22 protein-coding genes and 1 tRNA gene are annotated in these 22,410 nt (G+C 74.0%); 10 read left to right on the plus strand and 13 right to left on the minus strand.

Annotated features, from left to right (window positions below; all coding sequences use genetic code 11):
- Nucleotides 1–183 precede the first annotated feature (183 nt).
- The gene (locus ABLM29_RS18365; protein WP_349715937.1) at nt 184–969 is read right to left on the minus strand and encodes an SDR family NAD(P)-dependent oxidoreductase; all 786 of its coding nucleotides are present in this window, start codon (nt 967–969) and stop codon (nt 184–186) included.
- Nucleotides 970–1,050: 81 nt separating this feature from the next.
- Here ABLM29_RS18365 and ABLM29_RS18370 point away from each other — a divergent pair, with 81 nt between their 5' ends.
- The 3 genes from ABLM29_RS18370 to ABLM29_RS18380 all read left to right on the plus strand — a co-directional run bounded on the left by ABLM29_RS18370 (nt 1,051) and on the right by ABLM29_RS18380 (nt 4,594).
- Nucleotides 1,051–1,938, plus strand: coding sequence for an LLM class flavin-dependent oxidoreductase (locus ABLM29_RS18370; protein ID WP_349715979.1), 888 nt, complete (start codon nt 1,051–1,053; stop codon nt 1,936–1,938).
- Between the two features lie 127 nt (nt 1,939–2,065).
- A complete protein-coding gene (locus ABLM29_RS18375; RefSeq protein ID WP_349715938.1) occupies nt 2,066–2,599 on the plus strand; it encodes a flavin reductase family protein in 534 nt (177 codons plus the stop codon).
- A gap of 147 nt (nt 2,600–2,746) precedes the next feature.
- Nucleotides 2,747–4,594, plus strand: coding sequence for an RCC1 domain-containing protein (locus ABLM29_RS18380; protein WP_349715939.1), 1,848 nt, complete (start codon nt 2,747–2,749; stop codon nt 4,592–4,594).
- Between the two features lie 157 nt (nt 4,595–4,751).
- Here ABLM29_RS18380 and ABLM29_RS18385 read toward each other — a convergent pair whose 3' ends face one another.
- Nucleotides 4,752–5,810: an LLM class F420-dependent oxidoreductase gene (locus ABLM29_RS18385; protein WP_349715941.1), complete on the minus strand. Its 1,059-nt coding sequence runs from the start codon at nt 5,808–5,810 to the stop codon at nt 4,752–4,754.
- A gap of 39 nt (nt 5,811–5,849) precedes the next feature.
- Nucleotides 5,850–7,898, minus strand: coding sequence for an MDR family MFS transporter (locus ABLM29_RS18390; RefSeq protein WP_349715942.1), 2,049 nt, complete (start codon nt 7,896–7,898; stop codon nt 5,850–5,852).
- A gap of 156 nt (nt 7,899–8,054) precedes the next feature.
- Between ABLM29_RS18390 and ABLM29_RS18395 the strand changes: the two genes are divergently transcribed.
- A complete protein-coding gene (locus ABLM29_RS18395; RefSeq protein ID WP_349715943.1) occupies nt 8,055–8,915 on the plus strand; it encodes an aldo/keto reductase in 861 nt (286 codons plus the stop codon).
- A 73-nt stretch (nt 8,916–8,988) separates the two neighbouring features.
- Here ABLM29_RS18395 and ABLM29_RS18400 read toward each other — a convergent pair whose 3' ends face one another.
- Complete coding sequence (locus ABLM29_RS18400) at nt 8,989–10,353, minus strand: YhgE/Pip domain-containing protein (protein WP_349715944.1); 1,365 nt, start codon at nt 10,351–10,353, stop codon at nt 8,989–8,991.
- A 145-nt stretch (nt 10,354–10,498) separates the two neighbouring features.
- Here ABLM29_RS18400 and ABLM29_RS18405 point away from each other — a divergent pair, with 145 nt between their 5' ends.
- The 3 genes from ABLM29_RS18405 to ABLM29_RS18415 all read left to right on the plus strand — a co-directional run bounded on the left by ABLM29_RS18405 (nt 10,499) and on the right by ABLM29_RS18415 (nt 12,570).
- The gene (locus ABLM29_RS18405) at nt 10,499–11,209 is read left to right on the plus strand and encodes a TetR/AcrR family transcriptional regulator (RefSeq protein WP_349715946.1); all 711 of its coding nucleotides are present in this window, start codon (nt 10,499–10,501) and stop codon (nt 11,207–11,209) included.
- Nucleotides 11,210–11,267: 58 nt separating this feature from the next.
- Entirely contained in the window at nt 11,268–11,435 is a 168-nt protein-coding gene (locus tag ABLM29_RS18410; RefSeq protein ID WP_349715948.1) for a hypothetical protein, read from the plus strand.
- 79 nt (nt 11,436–11,514) lie between these two features.
- Nucleotides 11,515–12,570: an FUSC family protein gene (locus tag ABLM29_RS18415; RefSeq protein WP_349715949.1), complete on the plus strand. Its 1,056-nt coding sequence runs from the start codon at nt 11,515–11,517 to the stop codon at nt 12,568–12,570.
- 26 nt (nt 12,571–12,596) lie between these two features.
- On the opposite strand, the gene ABLM29_RS18420 is transcribed toward ABLM29_RS18415, so the two are convergent.
- Nucleotides 12,597–14,165, minus strand: a complete 1,569-nt coding sequence (locus ABLM29_RS18420; protein ID WP_349715951.1) for a GDSL-type esterase/lipase family protein — start codon at nt 14,163–14,165, stop codon at nt 12,597–12,599.
- Nucleotides 14,166–14,223: 58 nt separating this feature from the next.
- Nucleotides 14,224–14,700, minus strand: coding sequence for a nitroreductase/quinone reductase family protein (locus ABLM29_RS18425; RefSeq protein WP_349715952.1), 477 nt, complete (start codon nt 14,698–14,700; stop codon nt 14,224–14,226).
- Nucleotides 14,701–14,964: 264 nt separating this feature from the next.
- Between ABLM29_RS18425 and ABLM29_RS18430 the strand changes: the two genes are divergently transcribed.
- Nucleotides 14,965–15,144, plus strand: coding sequence for a hypothetical protein (locus tag ABLM29_RS18430; RefSeq protein WP_349715954.1), 180 nt, complete (start codon nt 14,965–14,967; stop codon nt 15,142–15,144).
- 275 nt (nt 15,145–15,419) lie between these two features.
- Here ABLM29_RS18430 and ABLM29_RS18435 read toward each other — a convergent pair.
- Nucleotides 15,420–15,492 (minus strand) — tRNA-Thr (locus ABLM29_RS18435).
- Between the two features lie 111 nt (nt 15,493–15,603).
- Nucleotides 15,604–15,783, minus strand: coding sequence for a hypothetical protein (locus tag ABLM29_RS18440; protein ID WP_349715956.1), 180 nt, complete (start codon nt 15,781–15,783; stop codon nt 15,604–15,606).
- A gap of 138 nt (nt 15,784–15,921) precedes the next feature.
- Between ABLM29_RS18440 and ABLM29_RS18445 the strand changes: the two genes are divergently transcribed.
- Both ABLM29_RS18445 and ABLM29_RS18450 read left to right on the plus strand, forming a co-directional pair.
- Nucleotides 15,922–16,857 (plus strand): LysR family transcriptional regulator, encoded by a 936-nt coding sequence (locus ABLM29_RS18445; protein WP_349715957.1) that lies wholly within the window; start codon nt 15,922–15,924, stop codon nt 16,855–16,857.
- A 19-nt stretch (nt 16,858–16,876) separates the two neighbouring features.
- Nucleotides 16,877–17,287: a limonene-1,2-epoxide hydrolase family protein gene (locus tag ABLM29_RS18450; RefSeq protein WP_349715959.1), complete on the plus strand. Its 411-nt coding sequence runs from the start codon at nt 16,877–16,879 to the stop codon at nt 17,285–17,287.
- Here the strand turns inward: ABLM29_RS18450 and ABLM29_RS18455 are convergent.
- From ABLM29_RS18455 to ABLM29_RS18475, 5 genes are read right to left on the minus strand one after another with little or no spacing between them, the layout of a single operon-like run.
- Nucleotides 17,274–18,929, minus strand: a complete 1,656-nt coding sequence (locus ABLM29_RS18455; protein ID WP_349715961.1) for a sensor histidine kinase — start codon at nt 18,927–18,929, stop codon at nt 17,274–17,276. The two genes, ABLM29_RS18450 and ABLM29_RS18455, sit on opposite strands and share 14 nt — an antisense overlap.
- A complete protein-coding gene (locus ABLM29_RS18460) occupies nt 18,926–19,150 on the minus strand; it encodes a hypothetical protein (protein ID WP_349715963.1) in 225 nt (74 codons plus the stop codon). The genes ABLM29_RS18455 and ABLM29_RS18460 overlap by 4 nt, the downstream gene beginning before the upstream one ends.
- A gap of 11 nt (nt 19,151–19,161) precedes the next feature.
- Nucleotides 19,162–20,640: a glycosyltransferase family 2 protein gene (locus ABLM29_RS18465; RefSeq protein WP_349715965.1), complete on the minus strand. Its 1,479-nt coding sequence runs from the start codon at nt 20,638–20,640 to the stop codon at nt 19,162–19,164.
- Nucleotides 20,637–21,419: a PHP domain-containing protein gene (locus ABLM29_RS18470; RefSeq protein ID WP_349715967.1), complete on the minus strand. Its 783-nt coding sequence runs from the start codon at nt 21,417–21,419 to the stop codon at nt 20,637–20,639. Before ABLM29_RS18470 ends, ABLM29_RS18465 begins: the two co-directional genes overlap by 4 nt.
- Nucleotides 21,416–22,408, minus strand: coding sequence for an ATP-grasp domain-containing protein (locus ABLM29_RS18475; RefSeq protein ID WP_349715968.1), 993 nt, complete (start codon nt 22,406–22,408; stop codon nt 21,416–21,418). The genes ABLM29_RS18470 and ABLM29_RS18475 overlap by 4 nt, the downstream gene beginning before the upstream one ends.
- Nucleotides 22,409–22,410 lie beyond the last annotated feature (2 nt).

Below are 22,410 nucleotides of genomic sequence, written 5' to 3' on the forward strand. Positions count from 1 at the left end.
CGAGCGAAGCGAGCCCGCCGGTGGTTGAGGTGCGAGCGAAGCGAGCCCGCCGGTGGTTGAGGTGCGAGCGAAGCGAGCCCGCCGGTGGTTGAGGTGCGAGCGAAGCGAGCCTCGAAACCACCCCACCGGAGGCCTTGGTTTCGAGGCTCGGCCGCGGGCGGCCTCGCACCTCAACCGGCGGCGTCAGCGGGGCATCTGACCGTCGTCGACCTTGACCACCGTGCCGGTGACGAACTCCGACGCCGGCGAGACCAGGTAGAGCAGGGTGCTGTCGAGCTGGGCCGGGTCGCCGTACCGCTTGCGCGGCAGCGCCTCGCGGAAGTCGCCCATCCGCTCGATCATCCCGTCCATCATCTCCGACTGGAACGTGCCGGGCGCGATCGCGTTGACGTTGATCCGGTTGCGGGCCCACTCGACCGCCAGCGCCTCGGTCATCCGGTTCACCGCGCCCTTGGTGGTCACGTAGAGCGCCGAGCCGGGGCCGATCGTGGCGAAGCCGGCCATCGAGGAGATGTTGACGATCCGGCCCGGCTCGCGGGCGGCGATCAGCCGCTTGGCCACCTCGGTCGCCATCAGCCACGGGCCGCGCAGGTTGGTGCCGATCACCGTGTCGACGAACTCGACGCTCATCCTGTGCGCGAGCCGCGCGTCGGGCACGCCGGCGTTGTTGACCAGGATCGTGACCCGGCCGAGCGCCTCCTCGGCGGCGTCGACGGCGGCGGTGATCGCGGCGGCGTCGGTGACGTCGAGCGGTACGGCGACGGCGGTGCCGCCCGCCTCGGCGATCTCCGCCACGAGCGCGTCGAGCCGCTCGACCCGGCGGGCGCAGACCGCCACCTTCGCGCCGGCGGCGGCCAGGACCCGCGCGAACCGGTCCCCCAGCCCCGAGGAGGCGCCGGTGACCAGCGCGACCTGGCCGGTCAGGTCGAACCCGGCGTTCGGCAGGGGAAAGGACGCCTCGTCGCTCATGCGCAGGGACGCTAACAGCGCGGGCGGATCGATAGAACCTGTTCTCGCCGGCGCCCGGCGGCTGCCAGAGTGGCCGGCGTGATGGACGTCGGGCTGACCCTGCCGGTGATGGAGCCGCACGTCGGCGCCGAGACGCTGCGGGACTGGACCTCGGCGATCGACGCCGGCCCGTTCTCCTCGATCGCGTTCGGCGAGCGGGTCGCGTTCGACAACCCCGACGCCCTCACGCTGCTCGGCGCCGTCGCCGCGTGGACCACGCGGGTGCCGATCACCACCACCGTGATCGTGCCCCAGCTGCACGACCCGGTGGCGCTGGCGAAGGCGCTGGCCACCGCCGACCGCCTGTGCGGCGGCCGGCTCACGGTCGGGCTCGGCGTCGGCGGCCGCGAGGAGGACTACGCCGCGGTCGGCGCCGACTGGGACACCCGGCGCATCGCGGACCTCGGCGAGCGGGCGCGGACGCTGCGCCGGGTCTGGGCCGGTGACAACGTCACCGGCGCGACGCTGCCGGTCGGCCCGCCGCCGTACCGGCCCGGTGGGCCTCCGCTGCTGGTCGGCACCCACGGACGCCGCACGCTCGCCGCGGCCGCGGGGTGGGCCGACGGGCTGGCCGGGATGAGCCTGGACCTGGACCTCGGCGCGACCGCCGACCTGTTCGACGTGGCCCGCTCCGCATGGGCCGGGACGGGGCGGCCGGCGCCGCGGCTGACCACGTCGTTCTGGTTCGCCCTGGCCGAGACCTCCGCCGACCCGCGCGGGCAGGTCCACCGGCACCTGCGCCACTACATGAACTGGATCCCGGCTGCGTACGTCGACGCGCTGGCCCCGACCGCGGGCTTCGCCGGGACGGTCGCGGACCTGCGCGCGACCCTGCGGCGCTTCGCCGACCTGGGCGCCGACGAGGTCCAGCTGATCCCGACCAGCGACGACCCGCGGCAGCTGGAGGTGCTGGCGGAGGCGCTCGCCTGAGCCCCGTCGCGGACCTGGCCGGATCCGGACGACGTGAGGTATCCCACAGCCCCGCGGGATGATCCCCGGGGGCGGTGAAGTTCTACGTTCAACTAGGACGGGAGCGGTACCGACAGTGGGAGCGAGCGTGACGGACCTGATGACGGACCTGGCGCGGCCCGGCGCGGACGGCCTCGGCGGCCCGGCTCTGGCCGACGCCTTCAAGGCGGGCTTCCGGCGCCAGCCGACCGGCGTCGCACTGGTCGTCTGCCCGACCCCGGACGGGCTGGTGGGCCTGACCGCGTCCAGCGTCGCGTCGGTGAGCGCCGAGCCGGCGCTGCTCTCCTTCTCCGTGCTCCGCTCCAGCGCGTCGGGGTCGGCGATCGCGTCCGCCAGCCGGGGTGCCGTCTACCTGCTCGGCGAGCAGCACGCCGAGCTGGCCGCGGCGTTCGCGACCCGCGGCGCCGAGCGGTTCACCGCCGACCAGGGCTGGACGTTCCCCGACGCGGCGGACGGGCTGCCCGTGCTGGCCGACGCGACGGCGACGTTCCGGTTCGCCCACCACCAGGTGGTCCCGGCCGGGCAGGCGTGGCTCGTCCTCGCCGCGGTGAGCGCCGTCGACCTCGGACCCGCCGAGGACCCGCTGGTCCACCACGACCGGCACTTCCGCCGCATCGTCTGACCCGCATCGTCTGACCCGCATCGTCCGACCCGCATCGTCCGACCCGCATCGTCTGACCCTGCCCGCAACGGGCCGTACTCCATCCTGGGGACGCCGGTCGCCGCCCCGGGGCCTAGCCTCGACGAGAGGCGAACCGGAGGCCCAACGATGTCCCTCGTCACCCAGGCCCGCCGACCGGCGCGGCCGATCCTTCTCCTCGTCACGACCCTCGCGCTGGTGGTCGCCGGCGGCCTGGTCGGCCCGTTCGCGCCCGCCGCGCACGCGGACCTGGCGCCGCCCGGGACGCCGTACTCGTGGGGCGGCAACGACTTCGGTCAGCTCGGCGACGGCACCACCGCCGCGCACCGGACCCCGGCGCCCGTGCCCGGCCTCGACGACGTGGTGGACCTGCACACCGGCCGCGAGCACGTGGTCGCGCTGCGCGAGAACGGCACCGTGGTGACCTGGGGCAGCAACCGCCGCGGCCAGCTCGGCATCGGCGCCTCCGGCGGGCAGCGCACATCACCGCAGACGGTCCCCGGCCTGAGCGGCGTCACGATGGTCACCACCGGCCACTACCACTCGATGGCGCTGCTCCCCGACGGCTCGGTGTGGACCTGGGGACTGAACGCCAACGGCCAGCTCGGCGACGGCAGCACCACCAACCGCACCAGCCCGGTGCGGGTCTCCGGCACCCGCTCGTACGTGGGGATCGCGGCGGGCCGCGACATGAGCTACGCGATCGCGACCAACGGGACCGTGTGGGCGTGGGGCCTCAACGCCGACGGGCAGCTCGGTGACGGCACCACCACCCGGCGGACCACGCCGGTCCGGGTCGGCAGCCTCACCGACGTCGTCCAGCTGGCCGGGGGCCGCGACCACGGGCTGGCGCTGACCGCCGACGGGTCGGTGTGGACGTGGGGCTGGAACCGGTTCGGCCAGCTCGGCGACGGCACCCGCACGAACCGGACGTCGCCGGTCGAGGTCACCGACGGCGTCACCGCGGTGATCGCCGGCGCCCACCACTCCTACGCGCTGCGCGAGGACGGGCGGGTGCTGGCCTGGGGCCGCAACTACCGCAACGAGCTCGGCGACGGGACCACCGCGCTGCGCACCCGGCCGGTCACCGTCAACGGCGTCACCGGCGCGGTCGCGATCGGCTCCGGACGCGACCACGGGCTCGCGGCGCTCGCCGACGGCACGGTGCGGGCCTGGGGCTACAACACGTCGGGCCAGCTGGGCGACGGGACCACGACCAGCCGCTCGTCGGCGGTCGTCGTGCCGGGCGTCTCCGACGCGGTGCGGGTCAGCGGCGGCGCGGAGTACTCCGTCGCCCTCTCCAGCAGCGGCGGGACGCCGCCGCCTCCCCCGCCGCCCCCGCCTCCGCCGCCGGACCCGACCGACACCGCCGAGTTCCGCGCGGTGGCCGGCGGCAACGGCAACGCCGCCTCGGCCCGGGTCACGGTGCCCGGCGCGGTCGAGGCCGGGGACACGCTCGTGCTCTTCGTCTCCACCAACCGCGCCACGACCGCGGCGACGCCCGCCGGCTGGACGCTGCGCGACGCCGCCGCCGACGGCAGCGACCTGCGCTCGTGGGCCTACACGCGGACCGCCGCCGGCGCGACGTCCGGCTCCGAGGTGGTGGTGCCGTTCGGGGTCCGGGCGAAGTACGACATCACGCTGACGGCGTACGACGCCGGGTCGGCGCCGGTCGTGGAGTGGGCCAACGAGACGGGCAGCGGCACCGGCCACAGCGCGCCCGCGGCCACCGTGGCGACCGCGGGCTCGCGGGTGGTGCACCACTGGGTGACCAAGGTCAACGGGTCCGCGACCTGGTCCACCCCGGCGGACCTGGTCCAGCGCCGGTCGGGCTCCTCCAGCGGCAGCGGCCAGGTCTGCAGCACCACCGCCGACGGCGGCCCGGCCGACGCCGGGACGTGGCCCCAGCACACCGCCACCGCAAGCATCGGCTCCGGCAAGGCGATCGGCTGGACGGTGGTGGTGGCGCCGGGGTGAGCGGCGCGGCGAGGACGGAGCCCACCGGGCGGCGGCCCCACGAGGCTCACCGGCCACACCGGACAGGCGGTTCGGTTGCTTGACGGGCGTTGCAACGCCTGTCAGGCGACGGAATCACCGGTCGACCGGTGATTCCGACCGACCGACGGCCGCGACCTCAGCCCGCCGCCCGCTCCCGCACGATCTCGGCCAGCCGACCGACGTGCGCCACCTTCTCCTCGTCCGACTCCGCCACCGGGTTGAGCAGCAGCGTCCGCACCCCGGCGGCGTCGAGGTCGTCGAGCTTCCGCCGGATCACGTCCTCGGGGCCCATCAGGGAGACGGCGTCGACGAGGTCGTCGGGGACGGCCGCCGCGGCCTCGGCCTTGCGGCCGTCGAGGTAGAGGTCCTGGATCTCCTTCGCCTCGGCCTCGTAGCCGTAGCGGCAGGCGAGCTGGTTGTAGAAGTTCTTGCCGCGGGCGCCCATCCCGCCGACGTAGAGCGCGAGCTGGTTGCGGACCGCGGCGACCGCCTCGGGGGCGGGCTCGCCGAGGTGGAAGGCGATCTGCAGCTGGATGTCCAGCTCGCCCAGCGACGGGTCGCGCTTCGCGAAGCCGGACTCCAGCGCCTCGCCCCACGCCGCCTCGAACCGGCCGGGGTGGAAGAAGAGCGGCTGCCAGCCCTCGGCGATCTCCGCGACGAGCGCCACGTTCTTCTCGCCCAGCGCGGCGATCGAGACCGGGATGGAGGAGCGGACGGGGCGGTTGATGATCTTCAGCGGCTTGCCGAGGCCCGAGCCGCCGTGCTCCTTGGTCAGCGGCACCGTGTAGTGCTTGCCCTCGAAGACGACCGGCTCGCGCCGCCACACCTGGCGGCAGATCTCGACGACCTCGCGGGTGCGGCCGAGCGGGGCGTCGTACTTGACGCCGTGGAAGCCCTCGATCACCTGCGGGCCGGACGCGCCGAGGCCGAGCGTGAAGCGGCCGCCGGAGACGAAGTCGAGGCCGGCCGCGGTCATCGCGGTCAACGCGGGGGTGCGGGAGTAGATCGGCAGGATGGCCGACATCAGCTCGATCCGCTCCGTCTTCGCCGCCAGGTAGCCGATCTGGCTGGGCGCGTCGAAGGAGTAGACCTCCGGGATCGCGACCAGCTCCAGGCCGGCCTGCTCGTACGCCTGCACCCGCTCGACCGTCTCCGCGAAGCCGCGCGCGTAGTCGATGACCATTCCGAGTCTCATGGCCACCACGCTAGCCGTGCCACCGGCCGGGCCGACACCTCAGTCCGCGGCAGCCGCCGCGGCAAGGCTCGGCGGCACGATCGGGTTGTCGACCCGGTCGATCACGAGCTGCCGGGTCAGGTCGCCGACGACCTCGGCGACCTGCTCGGTGTCGGACGGCTCCAGCTCGAGCCTCTCCACGATCCACTCGCTCAGCGCGGCCCGGAGCCGGTCGACGGCGACCTGGCCCCGGTCGGTGAGCACCAGGTCGTCCAGCGGCCCGGCGACGTACCCCTCGACGGTCAGCCGCTCGAAGAGCGGCGCCAGTACGCCGGCGGGCATCCGCCGCGAGCCGGCGATCTCGCCCACGTCCGCCCGGCGGCCGGACGTGGTCAGCCCGTAGACCTGGGCGATGCCCCACGCCCAGCCGGCGTCGATCGGCACCCGGTTGGACTCGAGCACGTCGGTGATCCCGTCCCGGCCGCGGCCGTAGAGGAGCGTGACCACCTGGCGGGTGAACACCTCCCGGCTGGGCAGCGCCTCGGGCGCGGCGAAGCCGTGGCCCATGTCGTTGGCCTCCGGGGCCAGGCTGTCGGAGAGCTTCACCTGGGGCAGCAGCAGGGCGAGCACGAACGCGACGAGCGCCACCGGCGCGGCCCACAGGAAGACCTCGCTCAGGGAGTCGGCGTACGCCTCGACGATCGGGCGGATGACGCTGTCGGAGAGCTCGTGGAGCAGCGCGGGGGTGGCCACGTCAGCCGGTCTGACCTGCGCCTCCACGATCGCCCCGGGCAGCCGGTCGGCGAGGAAGTTGGCGTAGAGCGTGCCGAAGATGGCGGTGCCGAACGCGCCGCCCATGGTCCGGAAGAACGTCACCCCCGACGTCGCCACGCCGAGGTCGGCGTACGGCACCGACCCCTGCACGATGATCGTCAGCACCTGCATGCTCATCCCGATGCCGAGGCCGAGCACGAAGAGGAAGGCCCCGGTGACCCACTTGTGGGTGTCGGGGTCCATCGTCGACAGCAGCACCAGCGCCACGCCCATGACCAGGGTGCCGACCACCGGGAAGAACTTGTACCGGCCCGTCCTGCCGACCACGTTGCCGGCCGTGATCGAGGTGAGCATGAGGCCGACGACCATCGGCAGCATCGACAGGCCGGAGACCGTCGCGGACTCCCCGAGGACGTACTGGAAGAACGTCGGCAGGAACGTCATCGAGCCCATCATCGTGAAGCCGACGACGAAGCTGAGCGCGCTGCAATAGGCGAAGACCGGCGCGGAGAAGAGCCGCATCGGCAGGATCGGCTCGACGGCCCGCAGCTCGATCAGCACGAAGGCCGCCAGGACCGCGACGCCGAGGACCAGCAGGCCGATGATCTGCCAGGAGCCCCACGGGTACTCGGTGCCGCCCCAGCTGGTGGCGAGCACCAGCGCGCCGGCGCCGACGGAGACCGCGATCATGCCGAGGAAGTCGATCCTCGGGCGTCCCTCGGCCCGGGCGTGCGGGATCGTCCGCCCGGCGACGATGATCACCAGGATCGCCAGCGGGACGTTGACGTAGAAGCACCAGCGCCAGCTGAGGTGGTCGGTGAACAGGCCGCCGAGGAACGGCCCGATCACGGTGGCCACGCCGAAGACCGCGCCGAGCGCGCCCTGGTACTTGCCGCGCTCGCGCAGCGGGATGATGTCGGCGATCAGCGCCATCGCGGTCACGGTCAGGCCGCCACCGCCGAGACCCTGGATGGCGCGGGAGACGATCAGCCACAGCATGTCCGGGGCGGCGCCGCACAGCGCCGAGCCGAGGATGAACACGACCACGCTGACCTGGAACATGTTCTTCCGGCCGAACTGGTCGCCGAGCTTGCCGACCACCGCGGTGACCGCCGTCTGGGCGAGCAGGTACGCCGTCACCACCCACGCCATGTGCGTGCCGCCACCCAGGTCGCCGACGATCGTCGGCAGCGCCGTGGCCACGATCGTGCCGTCGAGGGCGGCGAGCAGCATGCCGAGCGCGATCGTGCTGAACGCGATCGTCCGGGCCCGCCCGGAGAGCGTCCGCCCGGTCTCGGGGCTGGGCGGCGCGGCCGCGGTCCGGGTCGCTGACATCGCGCCTCCTTGGGGCTCGGCTCTCCCGCAGTCTGTCGGCCGCAGCCCCGGTACGGAACCCCCGCGGCTCCCTTCCGGGCTCCCGCTCACGGACGGTTTGGGTGTTTGCTGGGACCACGCGGCGACCAGCGCCGACCCGAGGAGGAAGGCGCCCCGATGCCGGCCCCGATCCCCACCGTCACCCTCAACAACGGCGTCCCGATGCCGGTCCTCGGCTTCGGGGTCTACCAGGTCCCGCCCGAGGACACCGAGCGCGTCGTCGCCGAGGCCCTCGACGCCGGCTACCGCCACCTCGACACCGCGGCCTCCTACGGCAACGAGGAGGGGGTCGGCCGCGCGATCGCGGCGTCCGGCGTACCCCGCGAGGAGCTCTTCGTGACCACGAAGCTCTGGGTCCAGGACGCCGGCGAGCGGGCCACCGAGGCGGCGGCCGAGGCCTCCCTGCGGGCGCTCGGGCTGGACCACCTCGACCTGTACCTGATCCACCAGCCGTACGGCGACTACTACGGCGCGTGGCGCGCGATGGAGGCCCTGCAGCGCCGCGGCCTGGCCCGGGCGATCGGGGTGTCGAACTTCCACCCCGACCGGCTCGTGGACCTGATCGTGCACAACGAGGTCGTCCCGGCGGTGAACCAGATCGAGACCCACCCCTTCTTCCAGCGCGCCGAGGACCACGCGCTGATGGCGGAGCGCGGCGTGCAGCACGAGTCGTGGGGGCCGTTCGCCGAGGGGCGCAACAACCTCTTCGGCGACCCGACGCTCGGCGCGGTCGCCGACGGGCACGGACGGACGATCGCCCAGGTCGTGCTGCGCTGGCTGGTGCAGCGCGACGTCGTGGTGATCCCGAAGTCGGTGCGTCGCGACCGGATGGCGGAGAACCTGGACGTCTTCGACTTCGAGCTCACCCCGGAGGAGATGGACCTGATCGCGACCATGGACGCGGACGAGAGCCTCTTCTTCTCGCACCGCGACCCGGCGATGGTCGAGTTCCTCGGGAACCGGCGCATCCACGACTGAGCGCCGCGCCGCGTCACATGGATCTCGGTCGCGGATCGGGCGATCTCGCGACCAGGATCCATGTGACGCGGGGCTACGCGACCACCGCCCGGTGCACCCGCGCCAGCCCTCGCCGGTCGTACGCGCGGGTGCCGACCAGGCCCACCACGAGCCCCAGCGCGGCGGCGATCCCGGCCGCGGCGAGCGCACGGCCCAGGCCGGCGTCCCAGCCGGCGTCGAAGTAGAGGATCGCCCGCGCGCCGACGTACACCTGGTGCATCGGCTCGAAGGAGCCGAGCCAGCGGATGAACGGCGGCACCGCCTCGAGCGGCAGCGTGCCGCCGGCCGAGGGCAGCGCGAGCACGATGAAGATGAAGAGGTTGACCGTCATGCCGAGGTTGCCGACCAGGGCGTTGACGGCGTTGACGACCACCGCGATCGACCAGATCATCGCGACGCCGAACGCCCACAGCACCCACGGGTGGTCGATCGGCATGCCGAGGGCCGCGCCGACCGCCAGGTAGACCGTCGAGACGAGGGCCGCCGAGAGCGCCATCACCCCCCACTTCACGACGAGGGTGGTACGGCGGCTCAGGCCCGAGTGCGGACGGTGCCGGTAGCGCGGCCCCATCTCGTCGGGGACGAAGCCGAGCCGGGCGTCGATCAGCGTGGTGGCGCCGATGGAGCCGGAGAAGCCCGCCATCACCAGCAGCAGCGCGTAGTAGAACGCGGACAGCCCGCGCCCGGTCCCCGCGGGGAGCGGGTCGTAGGCGGAAACCTCGATGTCGAGCGGGGTGGCGAGCGCGGCGGCCTCGACCGCGGAGAGCCCGTCGGCGCCGGAGGCGGCGAGCTGGGCCCGGACCTGGGCGGTCACCTGCTCGCCGACCGCGGCGTCCACCTCGGCCAGGGCGCGCTGCCCGGCCGCCGAGGCGATGCCGGCCGCCATGCTGCCGGCCCGGGTGTTGGTGGCCAGCTCCACGGTCGGCGCCGGGGTGGCCGCGTCGGGGTCCGCCGGGGAGGTCACGGCGGCGGCCCAGCCGAGGAGGTCGGCGCTGAGGGACTCGGGCAGCAGCACGACGCCGTACAGGGTCCCGGCGCCCATCCGCTCGTCGGCCTCGGCGGCGCTCAGCACCTCGACGTCGAACTCGTCGCCGTCGAGGCCGGCGACGAGGCTGTCGGCGATCTGGTCGCCGACGTCCACCGTGGTGCCGTCGGGGGCGGTGGCCCCCCGGTCGTCGTTGACGACCGCCAGCGGGAAGCCGGAGAGGTTCGCATCGGTGTTGACGAGGCCGCCGAGGTAGGTGGCCGCGAGGCACCCCATGACGAGGGTGACGGCGAGGCTCGGCACGAGCCACAGCGCCCGGCTGCGGAGCGGCGAGGCGGGGTCGGTGTCGGTCCTGGTGGCGGTGCTGGTCGCGGTGCTGGGGGCGGTCGACGTTCGGCGCGGGCGCAGGCGCACGGGTGGTCCTCCTGGCGGGGCTCTCCGGGGCGCTTCCGGACCCGCCGAGGGGCGGTTCGAGGGCCTCCGAGATGATTTACAGGTGTAAATCAGATGCTAGGCATCCTGATTGACACCTGTAAATCTAAGCGTCAAAATCGACCCTGTGACGTCGGAGACAGGCCGGACGAGGGCGAGCAGCGGCTCGGGGGACGTCCGCGCCCTCCGTTCGGCCGACGCCCTCCACCAGGCCGCCGTCGACCTCGTCACGAGCGGCCGCCGGGTCTCCGTGGCGGCCCTCGCGGAGGCCTCCGGACGCACCCGGCAGACGGTCTACCTGCACTACCCGGACGCCAACAGCGTGGTGCTCGCGGCGACCCGGGCGATGCTCGACGCGGAGGTCGTCGGGGGCGACGGGACGCACTGGCCGGGGGCCGCGCCGCCGCCCGTCCTGGTCAGCCTGGCCCAGCACCTCGACACCCACCGCGACTTCTACCGGCGGGTGCTCGAGGGCCCGATCGCGCACGACGTGAGCGACGCGATCGCGGCGTACTTCCGGCCCGGCACCCGGCAGCGGATCGAGGACGCGTTCGGCGACCGGCTCCCCCGGGAGACGCTGGACGACCTCGCCACGTTCCTGCACGCGGGGATCCGGCGGCTCCTCACCGACTGGGTGATGGACCCCGGCACGACGACGCCCTCCGGGATCGCCGGACGCTGCTGGCTGGCGGCCCGGCTGCTCAGCGAGCGGGTGCCGACCACCGGGTTCCAGCCGTTCGTGCCGAACCGGATGCCGCAGCAGGCGCCGACCCCCCCGATGCCCAGTGTTGGTGATCCCGGCTCCGGACCGACACCCTTCCGGCCGCCCAGCCTCTAGCGTCCTCCGGGTCGCCGCCCGCCGGGGCCGCGATGCGTTCCCGGGGGGGGTGATGCGGATGTCGGTCCGGATGCAGCGACTGCTGCTCGGCCTGCTCCTCGTCGTGCCCGCGATCGTGCTGGCCGTCACCGGGTCCGGGATGGGTCAGGCGGGCCTGATCATCTGGGCGGTCATGGTGGCCACGGTGGCCGTCCCCACCGCCGTGCGGATCGCCAAGCGCCTCTGACCTCCCCGCCGCACCCTCGCCCCGATGGGGCACGATCTCCCTGAGGCCGCGGAAGCGGACCTGCGGAGTCGGGAGGACCGTGGGCGACCAGGAGAGCGGCGCCGCGACCGGCGCGCCGGGGCTGGCGCGCCGGGTCCGGCACGAGCTGCGCCGGTTCGGGCCAGCCCCACCGACCCGGGTCGCCGCCGTCCGCACCGGGCTGACCCTCCTGGTGCCGCTGCTGGTCCTGCTGGCGCTCGACCGCCTCGACCTCGCGATCTACGCCACCTTCGGCGCCTTCACCGCCGTCTACGGCGGAGCGGCGGTGTACGCCGGCCGCTGGCGGCAGCAGGTCTCCGGCGGACTCGCACTGCTGCTCGCCGTGGCGACCGGCTGCCTGACCGCCGCGCTCGACGCCGGGGCCTGGGCCGTGGTGCCGGTGGCCGCCGCGTGGGCCTCGATCGCCGCCGCCACCTCCGACCTGCGGGGCTGGCGCCCGCCCGGGCCGATGTTCGTGGTCTTCGCCGTCGCCACCACCGCCTCGGTGCCGCTCACCGCGGCGGACCTGCCGGCCGCGCTGCTGACCGCGGCGGCGACCGCCGCCCTGGGCCTGTGCGGCGGCGTCGTCGAGGAGCGGCTCACCCGACCGCGGACCGGTCCCCCGCCGGTCGTACGGCGCCCCCGGCACCGCGAGGTCGTGCAGCTGGTGCGCTGCGCCGCCGCGGTCGCGGTCTCCGGCGCCGCGATGACCGCGGCCGGCGTACCCCACCCGTCCTGGGCGATGGCCGCGTCGGTGGTGCCGCTGGCGCGGCCCGGCCTGCACCTCCAGCTCGCCTCCGCGCTGCACCGCGTCGCCGGCACCGTCGCCGGCCTCGTCCTCGCCGGGACGCTGCTCTGGCTGGACCTCCCCGCGCTCGCCGTCGTGCTGCTCCTCGCCGCCCTCCAGGTCGGCACGGAGCTGCTGATCACCCGCCACTACGGGCTGGCCCTGGTGCTGATCACGCCGCTCGCACTGCTGGCGGTCCAGCTCTCCCACCCCGAGCCGGCCGCCGACCTCGTGCTCGCCCGGCTGGCCGAGACGCTGGTCGGCGTCGCCGTCGGGGTCCTCGCCGCGGTCCTCACCCGGGAGCGCGCCGGGCGCGGCCGACGCGGCTGACGCCGGCGCCCCGCACCCGGCACCGCTCACTCCGCCGGTGGCTCGATCGCCGCCAGCACCCCCGCCCCGAGCCGCACCATGCCGACCCCGGTCGGGTGGAACGGGTAGGGGTCGGCCAGCCCCTGGAGGTCCCCGCCGACCTCGGGGTCCTCCGGCTGGCAGAGCGGCTCCAGCTGCGGGAGGACCAGGTCGAAGCCGTACGCCTCGACGCCCGCGGCGAGGACGTCGTTGAAGCGCGCGTTCCGCTCGGCGAGCAGGGCGATGCCGCCCTCGTCGAGGCCCGGCAGGCCGTCCGGCGCCTCGGTGTCGGAGCAGTCCGCGTCCGGCGCGAAGACGTCGTAGGAGCCGACCACGATCACCTGCGGGGCGTCGGGCAGCGCGGCGAGGGCCGCGAGCAGGTCGCCGTAGTCCCGGTCGAACGCCGCGAGCCGGTAGTCGAACTGCCCGCTGGTGAACCGGTCGTCGCACTCCTCGACGCCGTAGCAGTAGCGGAGGAAGTCGGCCCAGGAGAGGTCGTTCGGGCCGACCATCACGACCACGTACCGCAGGCCCTCGATCCTCAGCAGCCGCTCCACCTGCGCCGGCGCGGTGACCCCGGCGATCTGCTGCGGGCCGAGCAGCCCGGCCCGGATCGTGGCCGACTGGCACGCGAGGTTGAGCGCCCGGTCCCCCGGCGAGAGCCGGGTCACCTGGGCGGCCAGCGAGTCCGTGGAGCGGCCGCACGCCTCGTCCACCTCGCCGGCGTCGTCCGGCGCCGGCCCACCGAGGCGGGAGGCCCGCGAGTCGCCGATCACCGCGCCGGCGTACCCCTCGACGGGCCGGCCGGCGGGCTGGAGCTCCACCGGGGCGGCGCCGACCAGGTCGCGCGGCGAGCTCACACCAGCGAGGCCGTCACGGGTGTCGCGCCACGCCCAGCCGCCGACCAGCACCCAGGCCAGCAGCGTGCCGACCAGCACGATGGCGCCGTCGCGACGCAGGCGCCGGGCGTGGCGCCCCCACGCCTCGTGGATGCTCGTCTCGGAGCGCCGGCGGGTGGCCAGCGTCATCGCCAGCCAGACGCGCGCGAAGAGCAGGGCGGTGATCATCGCGGCCGTGATGATCACCAGGAGGAGGGTGGCGCTGAGGTACCAGCTCCGGAACGCCGTCGTGATCGCCGCGACCGCCCGGTCTCGCGCCGCCGGCCCGGAGCGGGGGTCGAGCAGGTCGTCGGCCTCGCGGGTGCGGACCAGGGGGCCGAGCTCCAGCCGCGGCCGCAGCGGCCCGCGCACCTGGATCCGGTACAGGCGGATCGTGGTGTCGCCGATCTGCTCCAGCTCGGCCGGCCCGGTGAACCCGTCGACGGCCGCCCCGGGCCAGGTCAGCGGGCCGTCGTCGGTGATCTCGTCGAGGTCGCCCAGCCACCCGCCGGACGGCGTGCTGCCGCCGACGCCGACGTACTGCCCCGCCACCACCGTCTCCCGGGCGGGCGTCAGCACGATCGCGCTGGGGATGCCGATGCCGACCGTGGCCAGGAGCATGACCAGCACGGCCACCGGGGAGCGCCATCGTGGCGCCGCGGCCGGACGCCGTGGCGTGCCCGGCGTCTCGACACTCACGGCGGGCACCGTAGGGCTCCCGCGCGAACGGGAGGTGTCGGGCGTGGTCAGCGCCGATTCACGCGGCGTCAACCTCCGGCGCCAGGACCACCACGTCGGTCGGCGTGGACCGGAGCGCGGCGTAGTCGTCCAGCCGGGGCTCGACGCCGCGCCACCGCTGCCACAGCCGCTCGCGCTCCTCGCCCTCCGCGGCGTGGGCGCGGACCCGGCGCGTGGTGCCGTCGGCGAGCCGTACGGCGGCGCGGGGCTCCGCCTGGAGGTTCCGCCACCACTGCGGCTCGCCCTCGCCCCAGCCGTTCATCGCCATCAGCACCAGGTCGGGGCCCTCCTCGAGGTAGCCGACGATGACCGAGCGCTCCTCCCCGGAGCGCCGCCCCACCGCGGTCAGCCGCAGGGCGCCCCACCCGCGCTTGTCCGACGGGGGCCACAGCCCCTTGCGGCCCTTCGTGCGCCGGTAGAGCGCGCGGTGGGCCTTCCACGCGTTGGTGACGAACCAGCGCGGCGGGAGGAACGGTTGCTTCTGTCGGTCGGCCACGGCGGGCTCACCCCTCGGCTGCGGTTCCCGGTTCACGCCCAGGATGCCGGCGCGACGGCACCGCGCCCAGGGCCGAAAGCCCTCCGGGTGCCGGCTCCACGGATGTTGCCGGGATCGGGTGGTTTCGCTCACGGTCCCGGGGGAAGGAGACGGAGGAGGCAGGGAGCGAGGGCTCGAAGTTCCTCCTCAAGTGGGGGTCACTTCCTGCCGACAACACCAATGAAGGTGCCTGCCCCCACACGAACCGGGTGAAGAACCATGCACATGCTGCTGCTCATCGTCGCGATCTGGATCACCGCGTCCGCGGCGCTCCTTGCGACCTGGATGGCCGCGACCTGGGCCCTCGGTACGCGCGACTGCAACCCCCCGGCCCTGCGCGCCGCTGAGCGCACCCGGGCCCAGACGGCCCCGGTGGTGCGCGGACACGGCGTCCCCGCCCGCTGACGGCACGTCCCTTCCGGACTTGCCCGCTCCGAGCCGGGGTCGTGTGCCTGAGGCATCGGGATAGCGGGGTCCCGGGCACACAACCCGCCCCAGGCGAGGCGCACGCCCGCTCCCAGTCGAGTCGTGTGTCCCAGACAGCGGCATAGCGGGGCCTCAGGCACACGACCCCACACCCACTCTCGGCGTCACCCCGCGGGTCAGCGGGCGGCCGACAACGAGAAACCCCGCCCTGCCCGCGCATCATCTGCGCTGACCAGGACGGGGTTCTCCGTCGGAGCCGCCTGTCGGAATCGAACCGACGACCTATTCATTACGAGTGAATCGCTCTACCGACTGAGCTAAGGCGGCGGAGTGCCAGCGGGGCTGACACGACCTCGCGCAGCATACCGGCGGCGTCTGACGCGGAGCGAATCGGCCCGCCCCTCGACGCCGCGCGCACGCGCGCGGGTGGGTACGGCGTCAGGCCGCGACGACCTCGAGCGGCTTGTCGGCCGCGCGCCCGGTGACGATGGACTGCTCGGAGCCGCACCAGCAGGTGAACCCGACGACGATGCCGGCGTCGGTGTTCTCGAGGCCGGTGATCTGGTCGGGGAAGACGAGGTGGAACTGGTGGCAGGCGGTGCAGTCGTGGGCGAACACGGGTGGGACTCCTTCTCTGGGAACCGCCGACAGTGGCGGGCACATCTATTCTCCGCCGGCGCCATCAGAAGGGGTAGTCTTGCTTTCCAGAGCCAGCCCTAGGCTTTCCCTATATCTCGGGCGTTGTCCTGCCCGGTCGTGGACGGAGTCGCGCCGATGCTCTCGCTGCACCAGCTCACCTGCTTCCTGACCACCTACGAGCACCGGTCGCTGACGCGGGCCGCCGAGGAGCTCGGCTACGCGCAGCCGTCGATCTCCGAGCAGGTCCGCAACCTCGAGAAGTCCCTAGGGGTGCAGCTGTTCCGCAGGGTCGGGCGCGGCGTCGTACCGACCACGGTCGCGGACACCCTGCGCCCGCACGCGGAGAAGGTGCTGGCCGCGGTCGACGAGGCCGAGCACGCCGTCGCCGGTGCCCGCTCGCTGGAGACCGGCACCATCAGGTTCGGCATGTTCGGCGCCGCCCGCTTCTACGCCGGCGCGGGCCTGGTCGCCGACGTGCTGGGCCGCTACCCCGGGGTCCGGGTGGAGCTGGTCGGCCAGAACTCCGCCGACGTGGCCGAGCACCTGCGCCGCGGCCACCTGGAGGCGGCGATGATCGCGGTCGGCAACCTGGAGAGCGAGGGGCTGGCGATCACGCCGGTGGCCCGGGACGAGCTGGTCTACATCTCCGCCGACCCCGACCGGCTGGCCGCGCCGGTGACCGCGCACCGGCTGGCGCAGGCCTCGCTCGTGATGGCCGAGACCACCTGGCGCCAGACCGACTCCACGCGGGTGGTGCTGCGCCGCATGCTCCACGACACCGGCCGCAACCCGCCGACCCGGATCGAGGTCGAGGAGATCGAGACCGCGGTCGAGCTGGTGGAACGCGGGCTGGCGGACTCGGTGATCAACAAGGGCGCGGCGCTCCAGCTGCTGCCGCGGCTCGCGCCGTCGGCCGGGTGGGTCCCGCTCCGACCCCGTCAGTACGACACCTACGCCGTGGTGCACCGCGCCGACGCGACGCTCTCGCCCGCGGCGCGGCTGATGATCGCGCTGGCGACCGAGCGGATCCAGACCATCGCCGAACCGCTCTGACTTCCCTACGCTGGGGAGGATGAGCTCCCCTGAAGCCGTCGTCCGAGACCTGCTCGACAGCCTCGCCACCGGCGAGATCGAGCCCGCCCTCGACCTCCTCGACGAGGAGGTGGTCTGGAAGAACACCTACCTGCCCACCATGCGCGGGCCCCAGGTGGCCAAGGCGCTGCGCCAGATGCTCGAGCGGGGCGTCGGCTTCGAGGTGAGCTGGCACCACGTCGCGGCCACCGAGACCGGCGAGTCCTCCGGCGTCGTGCTCACCGACCGCACGGACGCACTCAGCTACGGCAAGTGGTCCTGCGCGTTCTGGGTGCGCGGCACCTTCGAGGTCCGCGACGGCAAGGTGGTGCTCTGGGACGACGCCTTCAGCTGGGCCGGCTTCCTCGGCTCCAGCCTGATGGGCGCGGTCCGGATGATCATGCCCCGCTGACCGACTCGGCGGGCGGGCCCGCGGTGGGGAGCACCAGCGTGAACTCCGAGCCCACGCCCACCGTGCTCTCAATGTCGACCCTCCCACCGTGTGCCACGACGATGGTGGCCACGATCGAGAGCCCGAGCCCGACCCCGAACCGCTCCTGGATGGTCGGCTCCTCGGAGCGGAAGAACCGCTCGGTCAGCCGGGGCAGCTCCTCGGCGGAGATCCCCCGGCCGGTGTCGGCCACCGACAGCCGCGTCAGGCCCGACTCCTCGTCCTGCGTCACGGAGACGGTCACCCGGCCGCCCCGGTCGCTGTACTTGACCGCGTTGGTGAGCAGGTTGTCCAGCGCCTGACCCAGCCGGGGGAAATCGCCCCGCAACGGAGCCGAGACGGGAAGGTCGGAGACCAGCTCGATTCCGCGCGAGGCGGCCGTCGGCCCGACCGCGGCCAGCGACGTCCGGACCAGCCCGACCAGGTCCACCGGCCCGACGCTGATCCGGAACCGCCCGGCGTCCACCTGCGCGGCCAGCAGCAGGTCCGAGACCAGCAGCAGCAGCCGGCGCGCGCTGCGCTCGATCACGGCCAGGCTCTCGCGCTGGTCCTCGGTCAGGTTCTCGTCGTCGCCGCGGAGCAGGTCGAGGTAGCCGAGGATCGCCGTGACCGGGGTGCGCAGCTCGTGGCTGACCAGGCCCGTGAACTGCCGCTGCAGCTCCCGCGCCTCCACCTCGTAGGAGATGTCCGTGGCCAGCAGGATGCACCCCGGCGCCGCCTCGCCCCACAGTCCGGGGCTGCCGAGCACCCAGACGCGCACGTGGCGCGCGGCGCCGTCGGGGCGCACCAGCTCGTAGTCCTGGATCGTCCCGTGCTCGGGCACGTCGGCCAGGTCGAGGCGCGGCCCGTCCGGCTGGCCGAGTTCGTCGATGTGACGCTGGCCGACCACCTCCGCGGCGGGCCGGCCGATCAGCCGCTCGGCGCCGGGGTTGCACAGGTTCACCACGCCGTCCGCGTCGACACCGAGCACCGCCTGGTCAGGCGCCCCGGTGACCATCTCCACGACCCACGCCCGGGTGGTCGCCAACCGTGCGTTGACCCGCTCCAGCTCGAGTCGCCGCTGATCGAGGCGGTCGACCACCTCGGCGATGGCCAGCGCCACGGCCAGCGTGATCGCGGGCAGCAGCACGCAGCGCGCCACGGCGAGGCCCGGGGCGATGTCATGGGTGCCGCTCACCAGCGGCGTCGCCGTCACGACCAGCGCACCCGCTGCCGCCACCACGGCGCCGCGCGTGCCCTGGTCGACTGCGAGCACCACGATCGGCACCAGCATGTTCGCGGCGATCAGGCCGGTCGAGGCGTCGGTGCCGAGCTGGACCAGCAGCAGCGCGACGAGCTGCAGGATCGGGATCGTCAGGCCGACCGGGGCCGGGAACCGGCGCCACGGCAGCGCCGCCGCGACCGCCGGCAGCGCCACGCCGAGCGCGACGCCGGCGCCCACCAGGCCCGGCGCGAGCACGCCCAGCCCGACCACCGGGATCACCGCCACCGAGGCGGTCAGGATCACCGAGAACGGCACGCAGCGCACCCAGGCGGGCTCCGCGGGGTCGAGGGCGAGCAGCACCCACCGGCCCCAGGGGCTTCCGCCGGAGACGCCTCTCACCCGGGCTCCCCCCACCACAGCAGCAGCGCCACCGTGATCGCCATCGCCAGCAGGCCGGTCGCCAGCACCCACCACTCCGCGCGCCGGTTGGCGCGGGTCTCGTCGCGCAGCGCGTCGTCGCTCAGCGTCGCCCACCACTCGGGACGTTCCAGGTCGTCGGGTGGGCCGGCGGGCCGCCGTACCGGATCGGACTCGTGTGCCTCGTGCGTCTCGTCTGTCACTCCACCCTCACTCACCCGACCACCTTGCCCGACTTCTCCGTCTTGTCCCAGGTCTGGGCGGCTCCCTGCCACTCCTTGACGAAGGAATCGACCGAGATCGCGCACAGCACCGGTCCGAAGCCGACCAGATAGAGCAGCGGGATCGCCACCCTCCGTCCACCGCGGCGCTTCTCGATCCACGGGAGCGCGCGAGCGATCGACATCGCGATCACCGCCCACGAGTAGAGGACCAGCGTCATCCACCACTGCCCGGTCTCGTTGACCTCCCCACCGAACAGCCCGGGGATCCGCTCGGTGTAGAGATCCGGCACCCAGGCGGCCGACATCACCACCAGCGTCCCGATCCCGGGGAACATGAAGCCCTCGAACCAGGTCCGCCGCGCGGTCGGCAGGTCGATGAAGAGCGTGCTGAGGGTGATGAACAGGTAGACCCCGGCGCCGACCCACCACAGCCCGGAGAAGACCTGCGCGGCGAAGCTCTCGTCGAAGAGGAACAGGCCCAGGATCCCCGCCGTGGCGAGCGTCAGCGCGATCGGCAGCAGCAGCACCGAGAACCAGATCAGCCCGAAGGAGAGCGAGCCCAGCCCGTGCGTGCGGTAGGGCCGGAACCAGGTACGCCGGAAGGCCCGCGTGATCTGCACGTTGCCCCGCGCCCAGCGCAGCCGCTGCTTCCACAGCGCCGCGACGCTGTCCGGCTCCTCCGCGAGCACCACCGCGGTCGGCTCGAAGACCACCTTGCGGCCCTGGAGCTCGGTCAGCATCGTCGTGTAGGTGTCCTCGGCCAGCGTGGTGGTGTTGATCCCGCCGCCGACCGCGACGAGGTTGTGCCGCGAGTGCAGCTGCGCCCCGCCGGCCAGGCAGGCCAGCGCGCCGAGCACGTTCTGGGAGCGCCGGGCGGCCGCCTGGGCGGTGATGTACTCGTAGCCGATGAACCGCGCCACCGGGCCCGGCTTGGCGCTGCCCTCCTTGATGTAGGCCGTGACCGCGCCGACCTTCGGGTCCGAGAGGTGCCGAGTCATCCGGCGCAGCGAGTCGGGCCGGTAGACCACGTCGGCGTCCATGATCAGCATCGCCTCCATCCAGTCGTCGGCGAGCGCGATCCGGATGCCGTGGTTGAGGGTGTGCGCCTTCCCCTCGCCGCCCTTCTCCCGGCGCAGGTGGACGATCCTGCCGGGGTACCTCGCGGCGAGCCCCTGCACCACCTCCGGCGTCCGGTCGGTGCTGGCGTCGTCGACCACGAAGACCTTGAGCCGGTCGGGCGGGTACTCCAGGCCCATCAGCCGGGTCAGCGAGGCGTCCAGGACGTCGGCCTCGTTCCACGCCGGCACCAGCACCACGACCCGCGGCAGGTACGGCTCGACCTTGCCCCAGTGGTTGAAGATCGCGTGCATCGGGAGCAGCAGGTACTGGTAGACCGCGGCCAGCACCGGGACGAGCCCCGAGGCGATCAGGGTGAGGCAGAGGAGGCGGCCCGCGTCGGCCCAGGTCACCGGGCCCCCTCACCCGCCAGCCCGCCCGACGACCCACGCAGCCACGAGTAGCGGCCGACGTCGTCGGCGTGGTGGGCGTCGCTCGACGCGATCAGGCGGACCCCCCGTCCGGCCAGCGTGGCGACGATCCGCGGCCCGGGGCAGGACCACTTCTCGTTGACCTCCACCACCAGGTCGTGCGCGAGCGCCGCGTCGGCCAGGGCCGTCAGGTGCTCGTCGGTGACCTCGTCCTCGGTCAGCCCGATCTTCGGCAGGATCGAGAACGGGTGCGCGAGCTGCGACGGCCCGCTCCCCTCGACCGCGCTCAGGTACGCCGTCACCAGCATCTCGACGGGCTCCGAGCGCGCCATCCCGCCGTCGAGGAGCTCGCGCGCCGCCCGCGGCGAGAGCGGCCCGTCCGGGCCGGGCAGCTGGTGGTCGGCGAGCAGCACCCGCCCCGGCCCGTCCGGCCCGCCGACGCGGGCCAGCACGTCGGGCGGCGCGTCGACGGTCCCGGCGGTGTCCAGGATCTTCGCCTCGACCCCGGTCACCACGCTCAGCCCGTCGACCGCCGGCAGCGCGGCGACCGCGGCCAGGAACTCCGGCACGTAGGTCGTCGTGGTGCGCACGTGGTCGACCATCCGGATGGAGCGCAGGCCCCGGTCGCGGGCGGCCGCGAGGTTCTCCTCCGGGGTGCTGCGGGCGTCGTCGGAGAACGTCGAGTGGACGTGGTGGTCGTCGGTCGGGTCGACGAGGGCGGCGACCGACCCGCCGGGCCCGTCCGGGCTCGGGGCGGTCATCGTTCCGGGAGGATGTCGTCGATCGGCAGGAAGCGGTCCTCCAGGAACCGGACGTTCGCGATCTCGGCGAAGTCGACCCGCTCCGGGACCGGGCGGCCCAGCACCGCGTCGAGCAGCAGCGACGGCATGTCCACTCCGGAGGCGATGGTCAGCGGCATCGCGCCGGGGAAGCGCGGGTTCACCTCCAGCAGGGCGGGGGCGCCGGCGCTGTCGAGCTTGAGCTGCACGTTCGCCACCCCGGTCAGCCCGATCGCCTCGGCGACCTTGGCCGCCGTGCCGATCAGGGCGTCGTCGTGCACGGTGATGCCCGCCACCGCGACCCCGGAGTCCACCCGCAGCCGGGCCCGCGGCACGGCGGCGACCACGTGGCCGTCGGGCCCGGCGAGGACGTCGACGGAGTACTCGGCGCCCGGGAGCATCTCCTGGACGAGCAGGTCCTCGGCGTGCGGGGGCGCCATCTCCAGCGCCCGCAGCTCGGCGTCGAGCGCCGGCTGCTCGGTCACGGCCCGGACCCCGCGGGAGCCGGCACCGCGGCGCGGCTTGACGATCACGGGGAACTCCCAGCCCTCCGTCGCCCCGGGCTCCCCGAGCAGGTCGGTGCGCGGCACCCGGAGCGCGTCGGCGCAGGCGCGCGCCAGCGCGAGCTTGTCGAGCGCGGTCTCCAGGGTCTCCAGCGACGGCGAGGCCAGCACGGTGCCCACCGCGGTCAGCTCGTCGCGGCGCGCGGCCAGGCGCGGCAGCTCCACGTCGACGGTCGGGAACAGCACCTCGATGCCGTCCGCCCGGCAGGTGGCGATGACGTCGTCGACGAAGTCGTCGGCCAGCCCCGGCAGCACCAGCCGGCGCCGCTCCGGCCCGGCGAGGTAGATGCCGCTCGCCCAGCGGTCCATGTCGGCGGCATACACCTCGACGTCGCCGCGCGCGAGCAGGGAGCGGATCACCGCGACGCCGGCCGGTCCGCCCGCGCCGGTCACCAGTACTCGGGTCATGC

It is taken from the genome of Nocardioides sp. YIM 152588, from assembly GCF_040191335.1.
GTDB lineage: Bacteria > Actinomycetota > Actinomycetes > Propionibacteriales > Nocardioidaceae > Nocardioides.

Coding starts and splice junctions, on each gene's coding strand:
- ABLM29_RS18365 (WP_349715937.1), bottom strand. CDS start 969: ATGAGCGACGAGGCGTCCTTTCCCCTGCCGAACGCCGGGTTCGACCTG.
- ABLM29_RS18370 (WP_349715979.1), top strand. CDS start 1,051: ATGGACGTCGGGCTGACCCTGCCGGTGATGGAGCCGCACGTCGGCGCC.
- ABLM29_RS18380 (WP_349715939.1), top strand. CDS start 2,747: ATGTCCCTCGTCACCCAGGCCCGCCGACCGGCGCGGCCGATCCTTCTC.
- ABLM29_RS18385 (WP_349715941.1), bottom strand. CDS start 5,810: ATGAGACTCGGAATGGTCATCGACTACGCGCGCGGCTTCGCGGAGACG.
- ABLM29_RS18390 (WP_349715942.1), bottom strand. CDS start 7,898: ATGTCAGCGACCCGGACCGCGGCCGCGCCGCCCAGCCCCGAGACCGGG.
- ABLM29_RS18395 (WP_349715943.1), top strand. CDS start 8,055: ATGCCGGCCCCGATCCCCACCGTCACCCTCAACAACGGCGTCCCGATG.
- ABLM29_RS18410 (WP_349715948.1), top strand. CDS start 11,268: ATGTCGGTCCGGATGCAGCGACTGCTGCTCGGCCTGCTCCTCGTCGTG.
- ABLM29_RS18430 (WP_349715954.1), top strand. CDS start 14,965: ATGCTGCTGCTCATCGTCGCGATCTGGATCACCGCGTCCGCGGCGCTC.
- ABLM29_RS18450 (WP_349715959.1), top strand. CDS start 16,877: ATGAGCTCCCCTGAAGCCGTCGTCCGAGACCTGCTCGACAGCCTCGCC.
- ABLM29_RS18470 (WP_349715967.1), bottom strand. CDS start 21,419: ATGACCGCCCCGAGCCCGGACGGGCCCGGCGGGTCGGTCGCCGCCCTC.
- ABLM29_RS18475 (WP_349715968.1), bottom strand. CDS start 22,408: ATGACCCGAGTACTGGTGACCGGCGCGGGCGGACCGGCCGGCGTCGCG.